This window comes from Candidatus Vondammii sp. HM_W22, assembly GCF_022530855.2.
In the GTDB taxonomy this organism is placed as follows: Bacteria; Pseudomonadota; Gammaproteobacteria; order Chromatiales; family Chromatiaceae; genus Vondammii.
Genome location: NZ_CP099567.1, coordinates 679,526 through 695,875, shown reverse-complemented (window position 1 = coordinate 695,875; position 16,350 = coordinate 679,526). Strand labels below are relative to the sequence as shown.

18 protein-coding genes and 3 pseudogenes are annotated in these 16,350 nt (G+C 52.4%); 14 read left to right on the top strand and 7 right to left on the bottom strand.

From position 1 onward, the window contains the following. Positions 1 to 166: 166 nt before the first annotated feature. Positions 167 to 715 (bottom strand): oligoribonuclease, encoded by a 549-nt coding sequence (orn, locus tag MN084_RS03990; RefSeq protein WP_241087122.1) that lies wholly within the window; start codon positions 713 to 715, stop codon positions 167 to 169. A 78-nt stretch (positions 716 to 793) separates the two neighbouring features. Between orn and MN084_RS03985 the strand changes: the two genes are divergently transcribed. Genes MN084_RS03985 through rsgA form a run of 3 tightly spaced genes read left to right on the top strand, consistent with a single transcriptional unit; the run spans position 794 to position 3,366 of the window. Beyond that, positions 794 to 2,116, top strand: coding sequence for a M48 family metallopeptidase (locus tag MN084_RS03985; RefSeq protein ID WP_241087123.1), 1,323 nt, complete (start codon positions 794 to 796; stop codon positions 2,114 to 2,116). Next, on the top strand, positions 2,067 to 2,351 hold the full coding sequence (locus MN084_RS03980; protein ID WP_330178369.1) for a cytochrome c: 285 nt from the start codon (positions 2,067 to 2,069) through the stop codon (positions 2,349 to 2,351). Before MN084_RS03985 ends, MN084_RS03980 begins: the two co-directional genes overlap by 50 nt. Before the next feature lie 19 nt (positions 2,352 to 2,370). Further along, a complete protein-coding gene (gene rsgA, locus MN084_RS03975) occupies positions 2,371 to 3,366 on the top strand; it encodes a small ribosomal subunit biogenesis GTPase RsgA (RefSeq protein WP_241087125.1) in 996 nt (331 codons plus the stop codon). A gap of 75 nt (positions 3,367 to 3,441) precedes the next feature. Here the strand turns inward: rsgA and MN084_RS03970 are convergent, their stop codons facing one another. The 6 genes and pseudogenes from MN084_RS03970 to MN084_RS19215 form a co-directional block, all read right to left on the bottom strand. Beyond that, on the bottom strand, positions 3,442 to 3,702 hold the full coding sequence (locus tag MN084_RS03970; protein WP_241087126.1) for a transposase: 261 nt from the start codon (positions 3,700 to 3,702) through the stop codon (positions 3,442 to 3,444). 127 nt (positions 3,703 to 3,829) lie between these two features. Then, on the bottom strand, positions 3,830 to 4,015 hold the full coding sequence (locus MN084_RS03965; RefSeq protein WP_241087127.1) for a transposase: 186 nt from the start codon (positions 4,013 to 4,015) through the stop codon (positions 3,830 to 3,832). Positions 4,016 to 4,545: 530 nt separating this feature from the next. Then, positions 4,546 to 5,193 (bottom strand): 16S rRNA (guanine(527)-N(7))-methyltransferase RsmG, encoded by a 648-nt coding sequence (gene rsmG / locus MN084_RS03960; protein ID WP_241087128.1) that lies wholly within the window; start codon positions 5,191 to 5,193, stop codon positions 4,546 to 4,548. 21 nt (positions 5,194 to 5,214) lie between these two features. Then, a complete protein-coding gene (mnmG, locus tag MN084_RS03955; RefSeq protein WP_241087129.1) occupies positions 5,215 to 7,116 on the bottom strand; it encodes a tRNA uridine-5-carboxymethylaminomethyl(34) synthesis enzyme MnmG in 1,902 nt (633 codons plus the stop codon). 62 nt (positions 7,117 to 7,178) lie between these two features. Beyond that, positions 7,179 to 7,356, bottom strand: a pseudogene (locus MN084_RS03950) (IS30 family transposase); the annotation flags it as partial. A 123-nt stretch (positions 7,357 to 7,479) separates the two neighbouring features. Further along, positions 7,480 to 8,368 (bottom strand): annotated as a pseudogene (locus MN084_RS19215) (IS5 family transposase). A 127-nt stretch (positions 8,369 to 8,495) separates the two neighbouring features. Between MN084_RS19215 and MN084_RS03935 the strand changes: the two are divergent. The 11 genes and pseudogenes from MN084_RS03935 (at position 8,496) to pal (ending at position 16,349) form a co-directional block, all read left to right on the top strand. After that, entirely contained in the window at positions 8,496 to 8,999 is a 504-nt protein-coding gene (locus tag MN084_RS03935) for an esterase/lipase family protein (protein WP_241087131.1), read from the top strand. A 46-nt stretch (positions 9,000 to 9,045) separates the two neighbouring features. Then, positions 9,046 to 9,792 carry a YebC/PmpR family DNA-binding transcriptional regulator gene (locus MN084_RS03930; RefSeq protein ID WP_241087132.1) on the top strand — a complete coding sequence of 249 codons (747 nt, stop codon included), beginning with the start codon at positions 9,046 to 9,048 and terminating at the stop codon, positions 9,790 to 9,792. Further along, positions 9,792 to 10,296, top strand: a pseudogene (ruvC, locus tag MN084_RS03925) (crossover junction endodeoxyribonuclease RuvC). Before MN084_RS03930 ends, ruvC begins: the two are co-directional and overlap by 1 nt. 5 nt (positions 10,297 to 10,301) lie before the next feature. Then, entirely contained in the window at positions 10,302 to 10,913 is a 612-nt protein-coding gene (gene ruvA, locus MN084_RS03920; protein ID WP_241087133.1) for a Holliday junction branch migration protein RuvA, read from the top strand. 1 nt (position 10,914) lies between these two features. Continuing rightward, the gene (gene ruvB, locus MN084_RS03915; RefSeq protein WP_241087134.1) at positions 10,915 to 11,964 is read left to right on the top strand and encodes a Holliday junction branch migration DNA helicase RuvB; all 1,050 of its coding nucleotides are present in this window, start codon (positions 10,915 to 10,917) and stop codon (positions 11,962 to 11,964) included. A gap of 63 nt (positions 11,965 to 12,027) precedes the next feature. Then, positions 12,028 to 12,438: a tol-pal system-associated acyl-CoA thioesterase gene (ybgC, locus tag MN084_RS03910; RefSeq protein WP_241087135.1), complete on the top strand. Its 411-nt coding sequence runs from the start codon at positions 12,028 to 12,030 to the stop codon at positions 12,436 to 12,438. Next, positions 12,428 to 13,102 carry a protein TolQ gene (gene tolQ, locus MN084_RS03905; RefSeq protein WP_241087136.1) on the top strand — a complete coding sequence of 225 codons (675 nt, stop codon included), beginning with the start codon at positions 12,428 to 12,430 and terminating at the stop codon, positions 13,100 to 13,102. The genes ybgC and tolQ overlap by 11 nt, the downstream gene beginning before the upstream one ends. A 45-nt stretch (positions 13,103 to 13,147) precedes the next feature. Next, the gene (tolR, locus tag MN084_RS03900; protein ID WP_241087137.1) at positions 13,148 to 13,576 is read left to right on the top strand and encodes a protein TolR; all 429 of its coding nucleotides are present in this window, start codon (positions 13,148 to 13,150) and stop codon (positions 13,574 to 13,576) included. A 7-nt stretch (positions 13,577 to 13,583) separates the two neighbouring features. After that, complete coding sequence (gene tolA / locus MN084_RS03895; protein WP_241087138.1) at positions 13,584 to 14,486, top strand: cell envelope integrity protein TolA; 903 nt, start codon at positions 13,584 to 13,586, stop codon at positions 14,484 to 14,486. 13 nt (positions 14,487 to 14,499) lie between these two features. Further along, positions 14,500 to 15,807 (top strand): Tol-Pal system beta propeller repeat protein TolB, encoded by a 1,308-nt coding sequence (gene tolB, locus MN084_RS03890; RefSeq protein WP_445083940.1) that lies wholly within the window; start codon positions 14,500 to 14,502, stop codon positions 15,805 to 15,807. Beyond that, entirely contained in the window at positions 15,804 to 16,349 is a 546-nt protein-coding gene (gene pal, locus MN084_RS03885) for a peptidoglycan-associated lipoprotein Pal (RefSeq protein WP_241087139.1), read from the top strand. Before tolB ends, pal begins: the two co-directional genes overlap by 4 nt. Position 16,350: the final 1 nt, after the last annotated feature.

Here is a 16,350-nt window from a genome sequence, read left to right as displayed (position 1 = left end):
CGCAGGGCCGCAGATCGAGAGGAGCAAGGATTCGGGATCAACTTCCGCGAGTGATGAAAACCCACCTTAATCCGGCTGCAACAACGTCTTACTGAGAGCGGCGCAGTAGCGGTTGCAGAGCCGGTCACACTGATGAATCTATTCGCCTAGGAGTCTACCCGAGTGGTTATGACAACCGTAAAAACGTATCCCGGTAGTGAATTAATTCATTAATGGAATCCCGGGTATCATCCAGTGCCAGATGGTTACCGCTCTTCACCATCCCTTTGGCCACTTCTGGTGCCCAACGTTTGGCAAGCTCTTTAATGCTACTGACATCCAGGTTACGGTAGTGAAAAAACTCTTCCAGTTCCGGCATCCAGCGGGCAAGAAAACGGCGGTCCTGGCAGATGCTGTTGCCACACATGGGTGACGCCCCAGCTGGAACATACTGCTGCAGAAACTCAATGGTTATCTTTTCCGCCATAACCACATCAAAGCTGCTCAGCTTAACCCGCTCGGTCAGACCTGATTTACCATGTTGTTTGGTGTTCCACTCATCCATCTCAGCCATCACATCATCTGGTTGATGTATGGCCATAGTAGGACCCTCCGCCAGAATATTGAGGCTACTATCGGTGACAATAGTGGCGATCTCGATAATTTTATCGCTCCAGGTATCCAGCCCCGTCATTTCAAGGTCGATCCAGATGAGATTGGTTGAGTCCTGGGCCATAGCCGCTCCAATAATTTAACAAGAGAAATATTTTTACCGATTCTAGCAGATGCCCTTTCAAGCCTGTATCCTCTCACCATGTTTATTTTTACTTCACTATTCCTCACCGTTCTGGGTATCGGACTGCTGATACAACTCTGGTTGCTTCAGCGGCATCAACACCACGTGCAGATGCACCGGGACAAGGTGCCTGAAGCTTTCTCCAGAAAAATCCCGCTGGATGAGCATCAAAAGGCCGCAGACTATACGGATTCAAAAATCAAAATTGGCAGGCTGAAGCTCATCTATGGCACCGTTCTGTTACTGGTCTGGACCCTGGGTGGCGGTATTGAGCTGCTGGATCAGCTGTGGCAGAAAGCCTCTCTGGGAGAGATGGTATCCGGCATTGGTCTGATCCTATCCCTGTCTCTTCTATCCGGCGCTCTTGAGCTGCCTTTCTCCCTCTGGCAGACCTTCGTACTGAAGGAGCGGTTCGGTTTCAATAAAACCACACTGAAGCGATACATTCTCGATCTACTGCTACAGATAATGCTGATGCTGCTTTTGGCCGTCCCTCTGCTCTTGGCTGTACTGGCGCTGATGGAATCGGCAGGCGCATTCTGGTGGCTCGCCGCATGGGCGGTGCTGATCGGTTTTATGCTGGTGATGACCTGGACCTACCCTACGCTCATTGCACCGCTGTTTAATAAATTCACCCCGCTGGAAGAGGGTGAACTGAAAACACGGATCAATGGACTTCTCAAGCGCTGTGGCTTTTCCAGTAAAGGCATCTTTATTATGGATGGGTCTAAACGGTCCGGACACGGCAACGCCTATTTCACCGGGTTTGGCAAAAACAAGCGGATTGTCTTTTTCGACACCCTGGCAGAGAGCCTGGAAGGGGATGAGATGGAGGCGGTCCTCGCTCATGAACTGGGACACTTCAAACGACGCCATGTACTCAAACACCTGATACTGATAACTCTGTTTACCTTAGTGGGCTTTGCTCTGCTGAGCTGGCTGGCAAATCAACCCTGGTTCTGCCGCGCTCTCGGTGTCAGCGGTCAATCAAATGCCCTTGCCATTTTATTGTTTATGCTGGTAATTCCTGTGTTTACCCAGTTTCTGCAACCGGTTATGGCGCTGCTCTCCCGTCGTCATGAGTTTGAAGCTGACGACTTTGCCGTTAGCCAGGCAGGTGCAGAACCTATGATCCGGGCGCTGGCCAAACTCTATCGAGAGAACGCCAGTACACTGACCCCTGACCCACTCTACTCGGCGTTTCACGACAGCCATCCGCCGGCATCGGTGCGGGTGGCTCATTTATCAGCTAATATTGCTGCAAATCAGCAACATGGAGAGAAGCGCCAATATGAAACCGTTCATTTTAATTCCACTGCTTATGATTTTTATATCCAGTAGCAGCCAGGCTGAGAAGTATGACATTGAGTCTGGAAAAGCACTGGTAGATAAAAACTGCGTTGCCTGTCACGGCACTGAACTCTATACACGCAGCGACCGCCGTGTGACCAGCCGTTCAGGACTCGCCACTCAGGTCCAGCGCTGCGAACTCGCCCTCGACCTGAACTGGTTCGATGATGATGTGGAAAATGTCGCCGAACATCTGAATATTCAATTTTATCACTTCAAAAAATGATCAGACGAACCTGATTCGTATGGCAAAACGCAGACTAACACAGCGCCAGAAAGAGCGCATAAATGCCATACAGGAGCGCCGCCGCCAACAAGTGGAAGCGCGAGCAGAACAGGCACTCGCCGGTACAGAAATAGAGCAGGCCTGCAAAGGTCTGGTGATTACCCGGCATGGGCAGAATCTGGCGGTAGCCGATAACACCGGAGCCATTTTTCACTGCCTCTCCCGGCAAAATATTGGACAGGTGGTCTGTGGTGACAGAGTTGTCTGGCAACCAACGACCAAGGGCGAAGGTGTTGTCACTGCACTGCTGCAAAGGGAAACAGCACTGGTCCGCCCAAACTTCAGCGGGGAAGAGAGGGCGCTGGCAGCCAATATCACCTGCTTGGTCATTGTTCTGGCTCCCGAACCCACACCCAGTACTTATCTGGTGGATCAATATCTGGTTGCCGCAGAAAAAATCGGCGTCAAAATCCTGATTGCGCTCAATAAGCGGGATCTGCTGGATGCCGCTGCAGAACAGACATTTGATGCCAAATTCGGCCACTACCCAATTATCGGCTACCCAATCATCCGGATCAGTGCAAAATATAAGCATGGGCTGGATCCATTGATAGTGCATTTGCAGAGAGAGACCAGCGTTCTCGTGGGTCAGTCAGGTGTCGGTAAATCCTCCCTAGTAATGGCACTACTGCCAAACATCGACATCCAGATAGGCCGCCTCTCAGAATCCTCAAGGCTGGGCAAACACACCACCTCTACCACCACCCTTTATATTCTGCCCCAGGGTGGAAAACTAATTGACTCTCCGGGTGTACGCAACTTTCGACTGGGCAAGCTGACCCAGCAACAACTGGAATACGGTTTCAGGGACTTCAATCAGGTGCTCGGACATTGTAAATTCAGTAACTGCAGTCATCAGCGTGAACCTGGCTGCGCACTTATCGAAGCGGTAAAGAAAGGGGATATTCATCAACAGAGATTGAACAATTTCCTGCACATGGCTAAGAATCTCTAGGAGCATGCTGAGGTAATATTGAATTAGGGGCTCTCCTAAATAATATGGCTCTCCCCCTAATCGAGAGAGTAAGTATCACCCAACCACTCCCTCAGGATAAAGATTTAGCCCTCCAAGGTGGAAGTAGATTGCCTTGGCAAACCGCTCCTTGTTGAGAAAACGAAACAGACCCGCTTCTGTTGCGGAAATCTTGCTACGCACCTTGATCATCTTGATCCGGCTGTTGAGACCTTCTGCCGGCAAAATAACAGCGTTCAATATTCCCCACAGATGATCCTTGATTGTTCCTGCCACCTTCTTGATTGGCTCCAGACCACTGCGCACTGCCCATGACAACCACCGCTCCCAGCCTTTCCTTGCCCGTGTCTTGAGAATGACATGGCAAACTCTTTGACCGCCCAGGCACAGGCAGCCTCCAGTGTGCTGTCACGTAGCGCCTTGAACCGCAATTCCTGTCTGCGCGTCATATTCTCCGGGCTGTAGAGCCAGTCATACTTGCTGCCTTTAGGGTCTTCGCTTTGTGCTCTTGGCGGCGTACCTTGTCTACCGCCTCACCGAGGTACTTGGCGACATAGCATTTACCAAAGACAATCTTCTCTTCAGCCCTAGGCAGGCTTTCCCGTGTGGCATTGATAAAGGCTGGCCACATACCATGGAGACACTCTCTATCGCTTCTCGCTGCTCCTCTGTCAGAGCCAACTCTACACTGTTAACCTGCCAAGGGCTCTGATACCCAGGATCTGGGCGTATAGATCTTTATCTCTCATAGGGGGTACGTTAATCTATCCACTCTTATTAGGGGAAGAGCCATTTCTATCAGCTGTATTATCTGAGCTGGGATCGCTTTCTTTTCAGATCTCTTCCATTTTTTACAAATTCAGATGCCGGTCTCTCTCTGCATTTTTTGCCAGCGCCTTCTACAAGAAGCTTACTCTTATCGACAATAACCGCTTTGCGGTTTTTCTTCTCCCTTTCTCCCTGGATTTTGTTCTTTTTTCGCTTTGTTCGCCTGCGCGTCAGTTACTAGCCCCATCTTCTTCAACTGGCTCTGTAATGAGTTACTCACTCTTTACCACTCCTGCATCGCTAATTCGTATTCAGAAGATATTACACGATTACCTCAAATCTACTCTCTGGATATAATCGTGTACAACTATCTTCTAAACGCATGTGTTGAACTTAGGAAGCCTCTGATCTATGGATAAGAACAGCATGCCGTTCTCCACTGGTTTGTGGAACAAACAGCCTGACAGTCTCAACCGTCATTCCTGTCATCTTTAGCTCATCTCTCTCTTCCACTGGGTCCACACCCTTCATGGCAACCAGACGACCAAGATCAGCCATAAGATAGGAAGTGAGCTGGACTATTTTTGCCAAAGATGCAAAAGCCCTGGATGTAATGGTGTCGTATCCTATTCCAGGCTGAAACGCCTCAACTCTTTCGCGAACGACATTGGCATTTTTCAAACCCAGTGATGTAATTGCCTGCTGTACGAAGCGGGTCTTTTTTCCATTGGAATCGAGCAGAGTAAATTGTTTCTCGGGTAGCGCAATAGCCAGAGGTATTCCAGGCAAGCCAGGTCCGGTACCTATATCCAGCACATGATTACCCTTCACCAGTTTTAGAATCGAGAAAGAGTCCAGCAACTGCCGGGAGACCATCTCTTCAGGATCGCGAATGGCGGTAAGGCTGAAGGCTTTGTTCCATTTCACTAACAGGGCAAGATAATCCAATAGCTTTTGCTGCTCCTCCCTGCCCAGCGAAATTTCCATTTCATCCAGACCTGTTTGTAACTGCTGCTGCCATTGAGATTGAGAATAGGACATATCTGCTGTTCTGCTCTTTTCCTAACCCGCATCTTTGGAAACAAGGGAGGGGGATGATTTACGTTTGAGATGGATTAACAGCAAGGAGATCGCTACCGGAGTCATGCCGGGGATACGGCCTGCCTGACCGATGGTGGCAGGGCGGCCCTTGATCAACTTTTCCCGGGCTTCAGAAGAGAGGCCGCGAACTTTTTCAAAATCGAAACTCTCCGGCAGTTTCACCGCTTCTTTACTGCGCAGCCGATCAATCTCTATCTGCTGCCGTTGAATGTAGCCGGCATATTTTGCCTGTATCTCCAGTTGCTCCGATACCCGGATATCCGCCACGCCCGGCCCAATTGCAGACAGGTTCATCAGCCCGGCATAGGTCACTTCCGGCCTGGCGAGCATATCAAGTGCTCGGGTCTCTTTAGAGACAGGACTTTTCATCTCCAACACTGCTTGTTCCGCCTTGCCGCTGCCTGGCTGTATCCAAATATTATTCAAACGCTGCCGCTCCTGTTCGATCGCCTCCCGTTTCTTTTCGAATAATTGCCAACGCAGATCGGGAACCAGCCCAAGCTCACGCCCTTTTTCGGTCAGGCGTAGGTCAGCATTATCTTCCCGAAGCAACAGGCGAAACTCTGCCCGGCTGGTGAACATGCGATAGGGCTCTTTTGTCCCTTGGATGTTCAAGTCATCGACCAATACGCCTAGGTAGGCCTCATCACGACGTGGGCACCAACTCTCCTGGCCTCTGATCTTCAGCACCGCATTCAGACCCGCAAGAAGCCCCTGAGCTGCCGCCTCTTCGTAGCCTGTAGTGCCATTGATCTGCCCGGCAAAAAAAAGGCCATCAATGAATTTTGTTTCAAGGCTGGAACGCAGGTCCCTCGGGTCGAAAAAGTCATATTCAATTGCGTAACCGGGGCGGGTGATGCGCGCATTCCCAAACCCTTCCATGGAGCGGACAAGTTCATACTGAACATCAAAAGGGAGAGAAGTGGAGATACCGTTGGGATAGACCTCATTGCTGGTGAGGCCCTCAGGCTCAACAAAGATCTGATGGCCTGTTTTGTCGGCAAAACGGACCACCTTGTCTTCGATAGAGGGACAGTAGCGGGGCCCCACACCTTCGATCACCCCCGTGTACATTGGCGAACGCGACATACCACCGCGGATTATTTCGTGAGTGCGCTCATTAGTGTAGGTGATATTGCAACTCACCTGCTGCGGATGTTGATCCGCCGAGCCGATAAAAGAAAATACCGGCAATGGCGTATCTCCCGGCTGCTCCTGGAGTTGGCTATAGTCGATACTGCGACTATCGATACGGGGAGGCGTCCCTGTTTTCAACCGCTCAACATTAAAGGGAAGCTCACGCAGTCGCACTGCCAATGCATTCGCAGGCGAATCACCAGCACGTCCACCCTGATAGTTGTTGAGGCCAATGTGGATACGGCCACCAAGAAAAGTACCCGTGGTGATCACCACCGCCGGGGCGGCAAAGCACAGACCCATCTGTGTCACCACACCGGTCACCTGCTCTTTCTCAATTATCAGGTCATCCACTGCCTGCTGAAAAAGATCGAGATTTGGCTGATTTTCCAGCGCATAGCGCACCGCTGCTTTGTAGAGCAGACGATCCGCCTGGGCGCGGGTGGCACGGACTGCCGGTCCCTTGCGGGAGTTGAGGATGCGAAACTGGATGCCCCCCAGGTCGGCAGCATGACCCATTATCCCACCCAGGGCGTCCACCTCTTTTACCAGATGGCCCTTGCCAATACCGCCGATTGCCGGATTGCAGCTCATCTTCCCTAGAGTCTCGATATTATGGCTCAGCAGCAGGGTTCGGGCACCCATCCGTGCCGCGGCCAATGCCGCTTCGGTACCGGCATGTCCGCCACCCACTACAATCACATCATATCTATCGGTATGTAACATCGCTCTTTTTATAAAGTGGTAGATTCAAGTTGTAAGTACATCACCTACACTCTTCAGAAACTTCACTGAATCTGATAATTGAGGCATTTTCGAGGTCGATTGTTGAGCTTTTCCACCACAGTTGCAAGCATTAGATCAGTGATCTTTTCGCCAATAGATCCCTTTAGAAAAGTAATGACGTAGCAACCCATTGGCATTCTCATTGGTACCCCGTTGCCGGAGGGAATAAGGATCAGCAAAGCAAAGGAAACCTCTAAAAAAACCGACAAAAGCCAATAGTCTCTAGCAAATCTGGAGAGTCCGGTATCTTCACGCTCATTTTTCTGGCAGCATCCATATCCATGGTTCGCTTTATCCGGCCAGCTACACCAATCGACCCATGCTGCACACCAAATTCATCATACCCATCTTCACGTCGGCCTGACTTGCCCGATGCTGTGCACTAGTCGATTGGCCTGCTGGGCAAACACGTGCTCAACTCGAGCCCGGACTTTTGATCGTTTTCGGTCTGCCTCTTGCTCCCGTTCATTCAAGGGGCGTTTGCGTGTCGACTTGCGATGAATATGACTGCGGTAAGCAGAATCGGCCCAGACACTGCCATTACTGTTGTTCTCATCCAGCAGTTACTCGAAGACTTGGCTACCATGAGCCTCAGCTGATGTGATGGCATACTTGCGAGTGACCTTGTGCTTCCGGTCTATGCTGATGTGTTTTTTGTACCCATGGTGGATTTACCATGCTTCTTAGTCCAGCAGGCTTCAACATCCTTTTGGCGGCGTTTGTTATCACTCCATGCCTCAGGGCTGTCCCCATATTTGATTTGCCTATTTTCCTCTCGCGTATTGCGTTGCCCGGGTACTGGAACGATAACGGCATCTGCAATCTGTCCCTTCCGAGCACTGAAACCTGCTGCATCAATCTGGATCAACAGTTCTGAAAAGAGTTTATCAACAAGGCCCCGTTCTTTCAGGCGCTCACGATATACCCAAACCATTCTGGCATCGGGCACCTTACCTTCCGGGCTTAACCCCAGAAAACGACAAAAGCTATAGCGATCCCGAATCTGGAACTCTGTTTGATCATCGTTCAGATTGAATAAATGCTGTAGTACCCGCACCTTGAACATCAGTACCGCATCGTAAGGTGGACGCCCGCCTTTACTGGGATCACTATTTTTACAAACTGAGCACAACAATACCCGAAAAGCCTCCCGGTCTACGGTCCTTTCCAACTTTGGCAGCGGGTCTCCCAGTTGCTCAGGGAGTTCAAGTTAGTCTTGATGATCAAAAAACTCGGTTGCATGGCTTTTATCAACGGGTTGAGTTGGTTACTACATTTATCGCTGGTTTTGGAAGGTTTTTAGAGACTCCCTTATCTGAATGTATGGTATCTGGATGAAAGGGCTGAAGATGTTGCTGCTTGGCCGGCGGTTATCGGCTGAAGGTCTTGCTATTCACTACCTTCGCCACAAATCATTGACGGAGCCGCCACCGGCGAATGCCCGAAAACTGGCGGAATTCATCCAACGGCTCGATGCAGAGACTGTTCATCTGGCGACCTATAGTTTGGGTGGACTTGTTTTGCTGCATCTGTTTGATCTTTTTTCCGGGCAGCCGCCAGGTCGCGTGGTGGTGCTTGACTCTCCCGTTCAGGGAAGTGGCGTAACCAAGAATATGCCGAATCATGACTGGCTGAAGCCTCTGCTGGGCCGCAGTCTGGACCGTGGATTGCAGGGAGAGAGTAATGGCACAGTCGCGGTTGAGGAGACATATCTTCCCGGCGCAACAGCTTTTTGCAGCCTCAATGTGGGGCATATGAGCCTGCTGTTTTCTGGCGAGGTTGCCCGATCTATGGCTGGGTTCATACGACAAGGGAATTTTTAGGATGGGAATGGTAAACTCCCGGCCAACTGAATTATAAGAGGTAATCATGGCCGGACACAGTAAATGGGCCAACATCAAACACAAGAAAGCGGCCAATGACAAAAAGCGCGGAAAAATCTGGACCAAACTCCTGCGGGAGGTGATGGTTGCCGCCAAGGCGGGCGGAGGCGATGCTGACGCCAACCCGCGTCTGCGGCTGGCTCTGGACAAGGCCAATGGTGCGAATGTGCCCAAGGACACCATCGACCGTGCCATCAAACGTGGCACAGGCGGCGATGACATGGATAGCTATGACGAACTGCGTTACGAGGGCTATGGCCCTGGTGGGACGGCGGTCATTGTTGACTGCATGACCGATAACCGCAACCGTACCGCCTCCGAGGTACGCCATGCCTTCACCAAGGCGGGTGGCAATCTGGGCACTGACGGCTCTGTCTCCTACATGTTCAGCAAACAGGGCATTATCAGCTTTGGTCCCGATGCTAACGAAGATACCATCATGGAGGCTGCCCTGGAGGCAGGTGCAGAAGATGTTATCACCCATGACGATGGTTCGGTGGAAGTGGTGACGTCGCCGGATAATTTCAGCACGGTTAATGATGCCATCGTTGCCTCCGGTCTGGCGCCGGATCATGCAGAGATGACTTTCAGCGCAACCACTCTGGCTAAACTGGATCGGGATACGGCAGAGAAACTGCTGCGGATGGTGGATGTGCTGGAAGATCTGGACGATGTCCAGGATGTCTATACCAATGCCGATATATCCGATGAGATTCTGGACGCCATCGGTTGATGCACCGAATACTCGGCATTGACCCCGGCTCCCGTGTCACCGGTTATGGCGTGATCGAGAGCGATGGTAGTCGCAGCATTCATGTCACCAGCGGTTGTATTCGCCTTTCCGGGGACGATTTTCCCCAGCGGCTCGGCCAGATTTTTTGTCAATTGGCAGCCGTGGTTGCCGATTACAAGCCGAGATGAGATGGCCATAGAACAGGTATTTATGGGGAAAAACGCGGCATCCGCACTTAAACTGGGCCAGGCCCGGGGGGCGGCAATCTGTGCCTGCGCCACAGCCAAGATCCAGGTATTTGAATACACCCCCAGAATGATCAAACAGTCGTTGGTGGGATCAGGCGGTGCAGACAATCAAGTGCAGCACATGGTGAAACATATCCTCAACCTGAATCAGAAGATGGCCGTAGATGAATCCGATGCCTTGGCAGTGGCACTGAGTCACGCACATGCCAACACAACGCTGCAGCAGTTACCCCGTAGCCGGAGCCGGGGAGGCTGAGGCTGATGATCGGTCGATTGAGAGGTGAGATCGTCTATAAGCAGCCACCCTATATGATGGTGGATGTGGATGGCGTGGGTTACGAACTGGAGCTGCCCCTAGCGGCATTTTACGATATGCCAGCCCAGGGAGAGCCGGTAACACTTTCCACCCATCTGGCGATCAGGGACGATGCCCATGTGCTTTACGGTTTTGCCAATGAGTCAGATCGCGCACTGTTCCGCTCTTTGCTGAAAGTAAGCGGTGTCGGTGCAAAAATGGCCCTGGCGATTCTCTCCGGTATGAACTCGGATGAGTTTGCCAACTGCATTCACAGTGCCGACAGTGCGGCACTCGTACGTATCCCCGGAATCGGCAAAAAGACCGCAGAGCGGTTGATTGTCGAGATGCGTGACCGGTTGGACAAGCTGGAGTTGAAAAGTGGCGGCATGGCCATCAACAAGCTCCCGGCAAGAGGGGCGGTGGAAAACAACCCTGTTTCCGATGCCGTCGGAGCGCTGATCGCCCTGGGCTACAAGCCCAACGAAGCGAGCCGGATGGTGCGTTCGATAAACAACGAAGGACTCACCAGTGAAGAGATTATCCGTCAGGCACTGAAGTCGATGGCGGTGAGCTAGCATGAGTGGAGTCGATAGAATTATCAACGCCGAGGCAGATAGCGACGATGCCGCAATGGACCGAGCCATTCGCCCGAAAAAACTGGAGAACTATGTCGGTCAGCCAGTGGTGCGGGAGCAGATGGAGATCTTTATTCCGGCTGCCCGTAACCGGGAAGAGGCCCTTGACCATGTGCTGATCTTCGGTCCCCCCGGGTTGGGCAAGACAACACTGGCCCACATCATCGCCAACGAGATGGGCGTTAACCTGCGTCAGACCTCAGGGCCTGTACTGGAGCGTCCCGGAGACCTTGCGGCACTGCTTACCAACCTGGAGCCCCACGATGTCCTGTTCGTGGATGAGATTCACCGTCTCTCTCCGGTGGTGGAAGAGGTGCTCTATCCCGCGATGGAGGACTATCAGCTGGATATCATGATTGGCGAAGGGCCCGCGGCCCGCTCCATTAAGCTGGATCTGCTGCCTTTCACCCTGATCGGCGCGACAACCCGAGCTGGGCTGCTGACCTCGCCGCTGCGTGATCGTTTCGGCATTGTTCAGCGTCTGGAGTTCTACTCTCACGAGGATCTGACCCACATTGTTAAACGTTCGTCGAGAATTCTTAATATCGAGACGGATGAAGAGGGTGCCAGAGAGATCGCCTGTCGATCCCGTGGAACCCCGAGAATTGCCAACCGCCTGCTTCGCCGGGTTCGTGATTATGCACAGGTCAAGGCCGAGGGAAAAGTGACGGCCGATGTGGCCGACAAAGCGCTTGGCATGCTGAAAGTGGACGGCTATGGTTTCGATATTATGGATCGCAAGCTGCTGTCAGCGGTGATTAAAAAGTTTGATGGCGGTCCTGTCGGCGTGGATAGCCTAGCAGCGGCTATTGGCGAAGAGCGGGGTACCATAGAGGATGTCCTCGAGCCCTATCTGATTCAACAGGGTTTTCTGATGCGCACCCCTCGCGGCAGAGTGGCCACCAAAGCAGCCTATATCCATTTTGGTCTGATACCGAAGGATGACGGAGTCGGGACTGTTCCCGGTGACGCAGATTTGTTTGAAGAGTAAATGCATGTCAATTCAGAGCAATCCACGAGATAACGCTGAATAAACCTTAAAATTGTGACCTCTATGAAGGAATTTCTTTGGCCGGTCAGGGTCTACTACGAAGACACAGATTCCTGTGGTGTAGTTTACCACGCCAATTATCTTAAATTTATGGAACGTGCACGCACCGAGTGGCTGCGGGCTCTGGGGTTTGAGCAGGATGAACTTCTACAAAAAGAGGGGATTCTGTTTGCAGTACGCCGTGTAGAGACAGATTTTAAACAACCGGCCCGCCTCAACGATGCCTTGATAGTGAGTGCCAGAATTAAAACAAGGGGAAAAGCTAGTTTGACGTTCCAGCAGAAAATCACCAGAGAGGCTAATGGGCAGCTACTCTGCAGCGGCGAGGTACAGGTCGCCTGTATCGATGCCGCCCGTTTCCGTCCCAAACTTATCCCTGAAACTCTGTTAGCGGTGATTGCCGATGCCCAATGATCTCTCCTTCATACAGCTGGTAATCAATGCCAGCCCCCTGGTGCAACTGGTGATGGCTTCTCTGCTTCTCGCCTCGGTGATTTCATGGACAATGATTTTCGACCGGGCCAGAGTGCTGAAAAAGGCCCGCAAGGCGGCTGACGCATTTGAGCAGCGCTTCTGGTCCGGTGGTGATCTGGGCGAGCTGTATCATGCAGTGGAGCGAGAGAGCGAAGATAAATCCGGTATGGCGAGTATCTTTCACGCCGGTTTCAGAGAGTTTACCCGGCTGAAGAAAAACACGGATATTGAGCCTATGGCTGTGGTGGAAGGGGCGCGGCGCTCCATGTATGTCGCCCTGAGCAGAGAGATGAATGGACTGGAGACCAACCTCTCTTTTCTCGCCACTGTCGGCTCCACCAGCCCCTATGTCGGACTGTTCGGCACTGTTTGGGGCATTATGAATTCGTTTCGTGCCCTGGGTAACGTGAAACAGGCCACTCTCTCACTGGTGGCTCCGGGTATTGCAGAGGCGTTGATTGCAACGGCCATGGGCCTGTTTGCCGCGATTCCTGCGGTGGTGGCCTATAACCGCTACTCAAATGATGCCGAGCGGCTTAACAGCCGCTATGAAGACTTTCTTGACGAGTTCACCAGCATTCTGCAAAGGCAGGCACATGTCTGATCAGGTTTTCTTGCTTCAGTCTCCCCTTAAGTGGGCGGAGAGCCTATGAGCAGGCAGCACAGAATTAAGCGTAAACCCATGGCTGAGATCAATGTGGTTCCCTACATCGATGTGATGCTGGTGCTGCTGGTGATCTTTATGATTACTGCGCCATTGCTGACCCAGGGTGTGAAGGTGGATTTGCCATTGGCGGATTCCGAGCCTCTGCCCGCAGAGGCTGATGACCCGGTGGTGGTGTCGGTCAACGCCACTGGTGACTTTTTCATTGATGTGGGCGAAGGGAAAAACGCCCCGGTGGATGCGGATACCCTGATGGCCCGGGTGGCTGCGGTACTCCGCTATAAACCCCGGACCCCGATTATGGTGAAAGGGGATCGAAATGTAGACTATGGCCGGGTGGTGGAGGCGATGGTGTTGTTACAGGCTGCAGGCGCACCCAATGTGGGCCTGATCACCGAATCGCCGGAACGGTAACTGCTTGATGTTGCAGATTCTCAAACGCAACCCTCTGGCGGCGATGGTTGCCGTGCTAATGCATCTGGTTATCGTCACCTTCATGGTGGTAGGTGTCGACTGGCTGAAGAAACCCGAACAGCCAAATTTGAATGTGAATGTGGTTCAGGCGCAGGTAATCGACCAATCGAAAGTGCAGGCTGAAGTCAAAAAGCTGGAACAGGCTGAGGATAAACGGAAAAAAGAAAAAGCATCAGAACGCCGGAAAGAGGAGCAGAAACTGGCGGATCTGAAGCGTAAACAGCAGGTAGAAAAGAAGCACCTGGCTAACCTGGAAAGTAGGCGGAAAGTAGCGGAGAGCAAAAAGAGACAGGAAGAAAAACGGCTGAAAGAGGCAAAAACCAAACGAAAGGCCGAAGAAAAAAAGCAGAAACTGGCTGAACAGAAACGCAAGAAAGCGGAAGCACAGCGCCAGGCAGAACAGAAGAAAAAGAAAATGGCGGAGGCAAAACACAAAGCCGATCTTGAGAAAAAGCGCAAGGCTAAAGAAGCCAAACGCAAAGCGGAACTTAAGAAAAAGCGTAAAGCAGCCGCTGCGAAGAAGGCGCGAGAGGATGAACTGCTTGAGGCCATGGAAGCTGAACATAATGCCCGTGAGATTGACAGGTATACTATTCAGATCCGTCAGAAAGTGATCCTTAACTGGCTGAGGCCTACCGGCATCAGCGATACGCTGAAGTGTACCTTGCGGGTGCGTCTTGCTCCCGGGGGTAACGTCATAGCGGTAAGCGTGGTAAAAGGGAGCGGTAATGGCGCGTTTAATCGTTCAGCCATTGCCGCTGTCTATAAAGCTGAGCCGTTGCCCGTTCCAACCGGCAGGCTGTTTGAGAGTTTCCGGAACATTAATTTTGAATTTGATCCAAGCAAATAAAACTGAAGCGATGATGAAAAAATTATTAATGCTGATATTTCTGGGCTGCTGGTATTTTCAGGCTGCCGCTGCACTCACTATTGAGATCACCGAAGGTTCGGAGGGTGCGCTGCCCCTGGCTATCGTTCCCTTCGGCTGGGCAGGTCCCGGTGCCGGCCCCAGCCAAGATATCGCTGAGATCGTGCGGAATGATCTCGGCCGGAGTGGCCGATTCAATACCATGCCGGTGCAAGATATGCTGGCACGCCCGCAGGTCGGCGCTGAAGTGGAGTTCAGAGACTGGAAAGTGCTGGGAATGGATAATCTGGTGGTTGGACAGATCCGGGCCAACGGCAAGGGTGGCTACATGGTCCGCTTCCAGCTGTTCGACGTCTTCAAGGGCGAGCAGTTGACCGGCTACAATATCCCGGCCACTGAGCGCGATCTTCGGTCTACCGCCCACCACATTGCAGATCTGATATATGAGAAGCTCACCGGTAAGCGGGGTGCGTTTGCCACCCGCGTGGCCTATGTGATCACCTCCGGGAGCAGTGGAAACCAGAGCATCGCGCTTAAAGTGGCCGATGCCGATGGCTTTAATCCCCAGACTATCGTCACCTCTTCTGATCCTATCATGTCTCCCGCCTGGTCTCCTGACGGTCGTAAACTGGCCTATGTCTCCTTTGAAAAGAAGCAGCCCTCTATCTATGTTCAGGAGGTCTTCACCGGAAGGCGCCAGAAAATCACCTCGTATAAAGGGATCAACGGCGCACCCGCCTGGTCACCGGATGGCCGGAAACTGGCGCTGACCCTGTCCAAGGACGGGAGTCCCGATATCTATGTCTACAGTATCAATCGGAAGACACTGACCCGGCTAACCCGTCACTATGGCATTGACACCGAACCGTCCTGGTCACCGGATGGCCGTCATGTCATTTTTACCTCAGACCGGGGCGGCAAACCCCAGATCTATCGGGTTCCCTCTTTTGGTGGCAAGGCCATACGAGTGACATTCGAAGGAAGCTATAATGCCCGCGCCTCCTACTCGCCAGACGGCAAGATGCTGGCTCTGGTGACTCGGCAAGGCAGAGAGTTCCGCATTGGTGTGCTGGATCTTCAATCCGGGGCACTGCAGGTGCTGAGCGAAGGCGCGCTGGATGAATCCCCCAGTTTCGCCCCGAATGGCAGCATGATAATTTACGCCACCAAAATCAACGGCAAAGGTGAACTAGCCGCGGTTTCGGTGGATGGCAGGGTCCGCCAGCGGCTGGCACTGCAGGAAGGTAATGTCCGCGAGCCGGTCTGGTCACCCTATACTAAAACCAACAGGAGAAACCCATGAAACTGAGCATGCTCAAGTTTGCCCCGATATTGGCACTGTCGCTGCTGTTTGCAGGCTGTTCCAGTATTCCCGGCATGTCCGATGATACAACCAACGAGGCAGCTCCCGTCTCTGAAGCAGGGCAGAGAGAGACTGGCGCAGACGGTGCCCAGATCACAGGTGCAGATGAAACCGGCGCCTGGATGGGTAACGAACTGGATAATCCGGATAGCCAGCTATACACCAAGACCATCTATTTTGAGTATGACGTTGACCAGATTCGCGCTGATTACCAGGATGCAGTGATTGCCCATGGTGATTACCTAGCGGCCAACCCTGCCATTACAGTGACAATTGAAGGTCATGCCGATGAGCGGGGATCACGCGAATACAACGTTGCACTGGGTGAGCGTCGTGCCAACAGTGTGAAGCGTGTGCTGCTGGCTCAGGGTGCTGCTGAGAGCCAGATCATCACTATCAGCTATGGTGAAGAGCGTCCTGCATTCATGGATGTCAGCGAGGCAGCCTGGTCCCAGAATCGTCGTGCCGTCTTTGTCTATTGAC

Excerpts from the sequence above, each read along its gene's own strand:
- MN084_RS03980 (WP_330178369.1), top strand. The coding sequence starts at position 2,067 with ATGAAACCGTTCATTTTAATTCCACTGCTTATGATTTTTATATCCAGT.
- rsmG (WP_241087128.1), bottom strand. The coding sequence starts at position 5,193 with ATGTCCTATTCTCAATCTCAATGGCAGCAGCAGTTACAAACAGGTCTG.
- tolB (WP_445083940.1), top strand. The coding sequence starts at position 14,500 with ATGAAAAAATTATTAATGCTGATATTTCTGGGCTGCTGGTATTTTCAG.
- mnmG (WP_241087129.1), bottom strand. The coding sequence starts at position 7,116 with ATGTTACATACCGATAGATATGATGTGATTGTAGTGGGTGGCGGACAT.
- ruvB (WP_241087134.1), top strand. The coding sequence starts at position 10,915 with ATGAGTGGAGTCGATAGAATTATCAACGCCGAGGCAGATAGCGACGAT.
- pal (WP_241087139.1), top strand. The coding sequence starts at position 15,804 with ATGAAACTGAGCATGCTCAAGTTTGCCCCGATATTGGCACTGTCGCTG.
- MN084_RS03985 (WP_241087123.1), top strand. The coding sequence starts at position 794 with ATGTTTATTTTTACTTCACTATTCCTCACCGTTCTGGGTATCGGACTG.
- MN084_RS03930 (WP_241087132.1), top strand. The coding sequence starts at position 9,046 with ATGGCCGGACACAGTAAATGGGCCAACATCAAACACAAGAAAGCGGCC.
- ybgC (WP_241087135.1), top strand. The coding sequence starts at position 12,028 with ATGAAGGAATTTCTTTGGCCGGTCAGGGTCTACTACGAAGACACAGAT.
- rsgA (WP_241087125.1), top strand. The coding sequence starts at position 2,371 with ATGGCAAAACGCAGACTAACACAGCGCCAGAAAGAGCGCATAAATGCC.
- MN084_RS03965 (WP_241087127.1), bottom strand. The coding sequence starts at position 4,015 with ATGTGGCCAGCCTTTATCAATGCCACACGGGAAAGCCTGCCTAGGGCT.
- ruvA (WP_241087133.1), top strand. The coding sequence starts at position 10,302 with ATGATCGGTCGATTGAGAGGTGAGATCGTCTATAAGCAGCCACCCTAT.
- tolQ (WP_241087136.1), top strand. The coding sequence starts at position 12,428 with ATGCCCAATGATCTCTCCTTCATACAGCTGGTAATCAATGCCAGCCCC.
- MN084_RS03935 (WP_241087131.1), top strand. The coding sequence starts at position 8,496 with ATGTATGGTATCTGGATGAAAGGGCTGAAGATGTTGCTGCTTGGCCGG.
- tolR (WP_241087137.1), top strand. The coding sequence starts at position 13,148 with ATGAGCAGGCAGCACAGAATTAAGCGTAAACCCATGGCTGAGATCAAT.
- orn (WP_241087122.1), bottom strand. The coding sequence starts at position 715 with ATGGCCCAGGACTCAACCAATCTCATCTGGATCGACCTTGAAATGACG.
- tolA (WP_241087138.1), top strand. The coding sequence starts at position 13,584 with ATGTTGCAGATTCTCAAACGCAACCCTCTGGCGGCGATGGTTGCCGTG.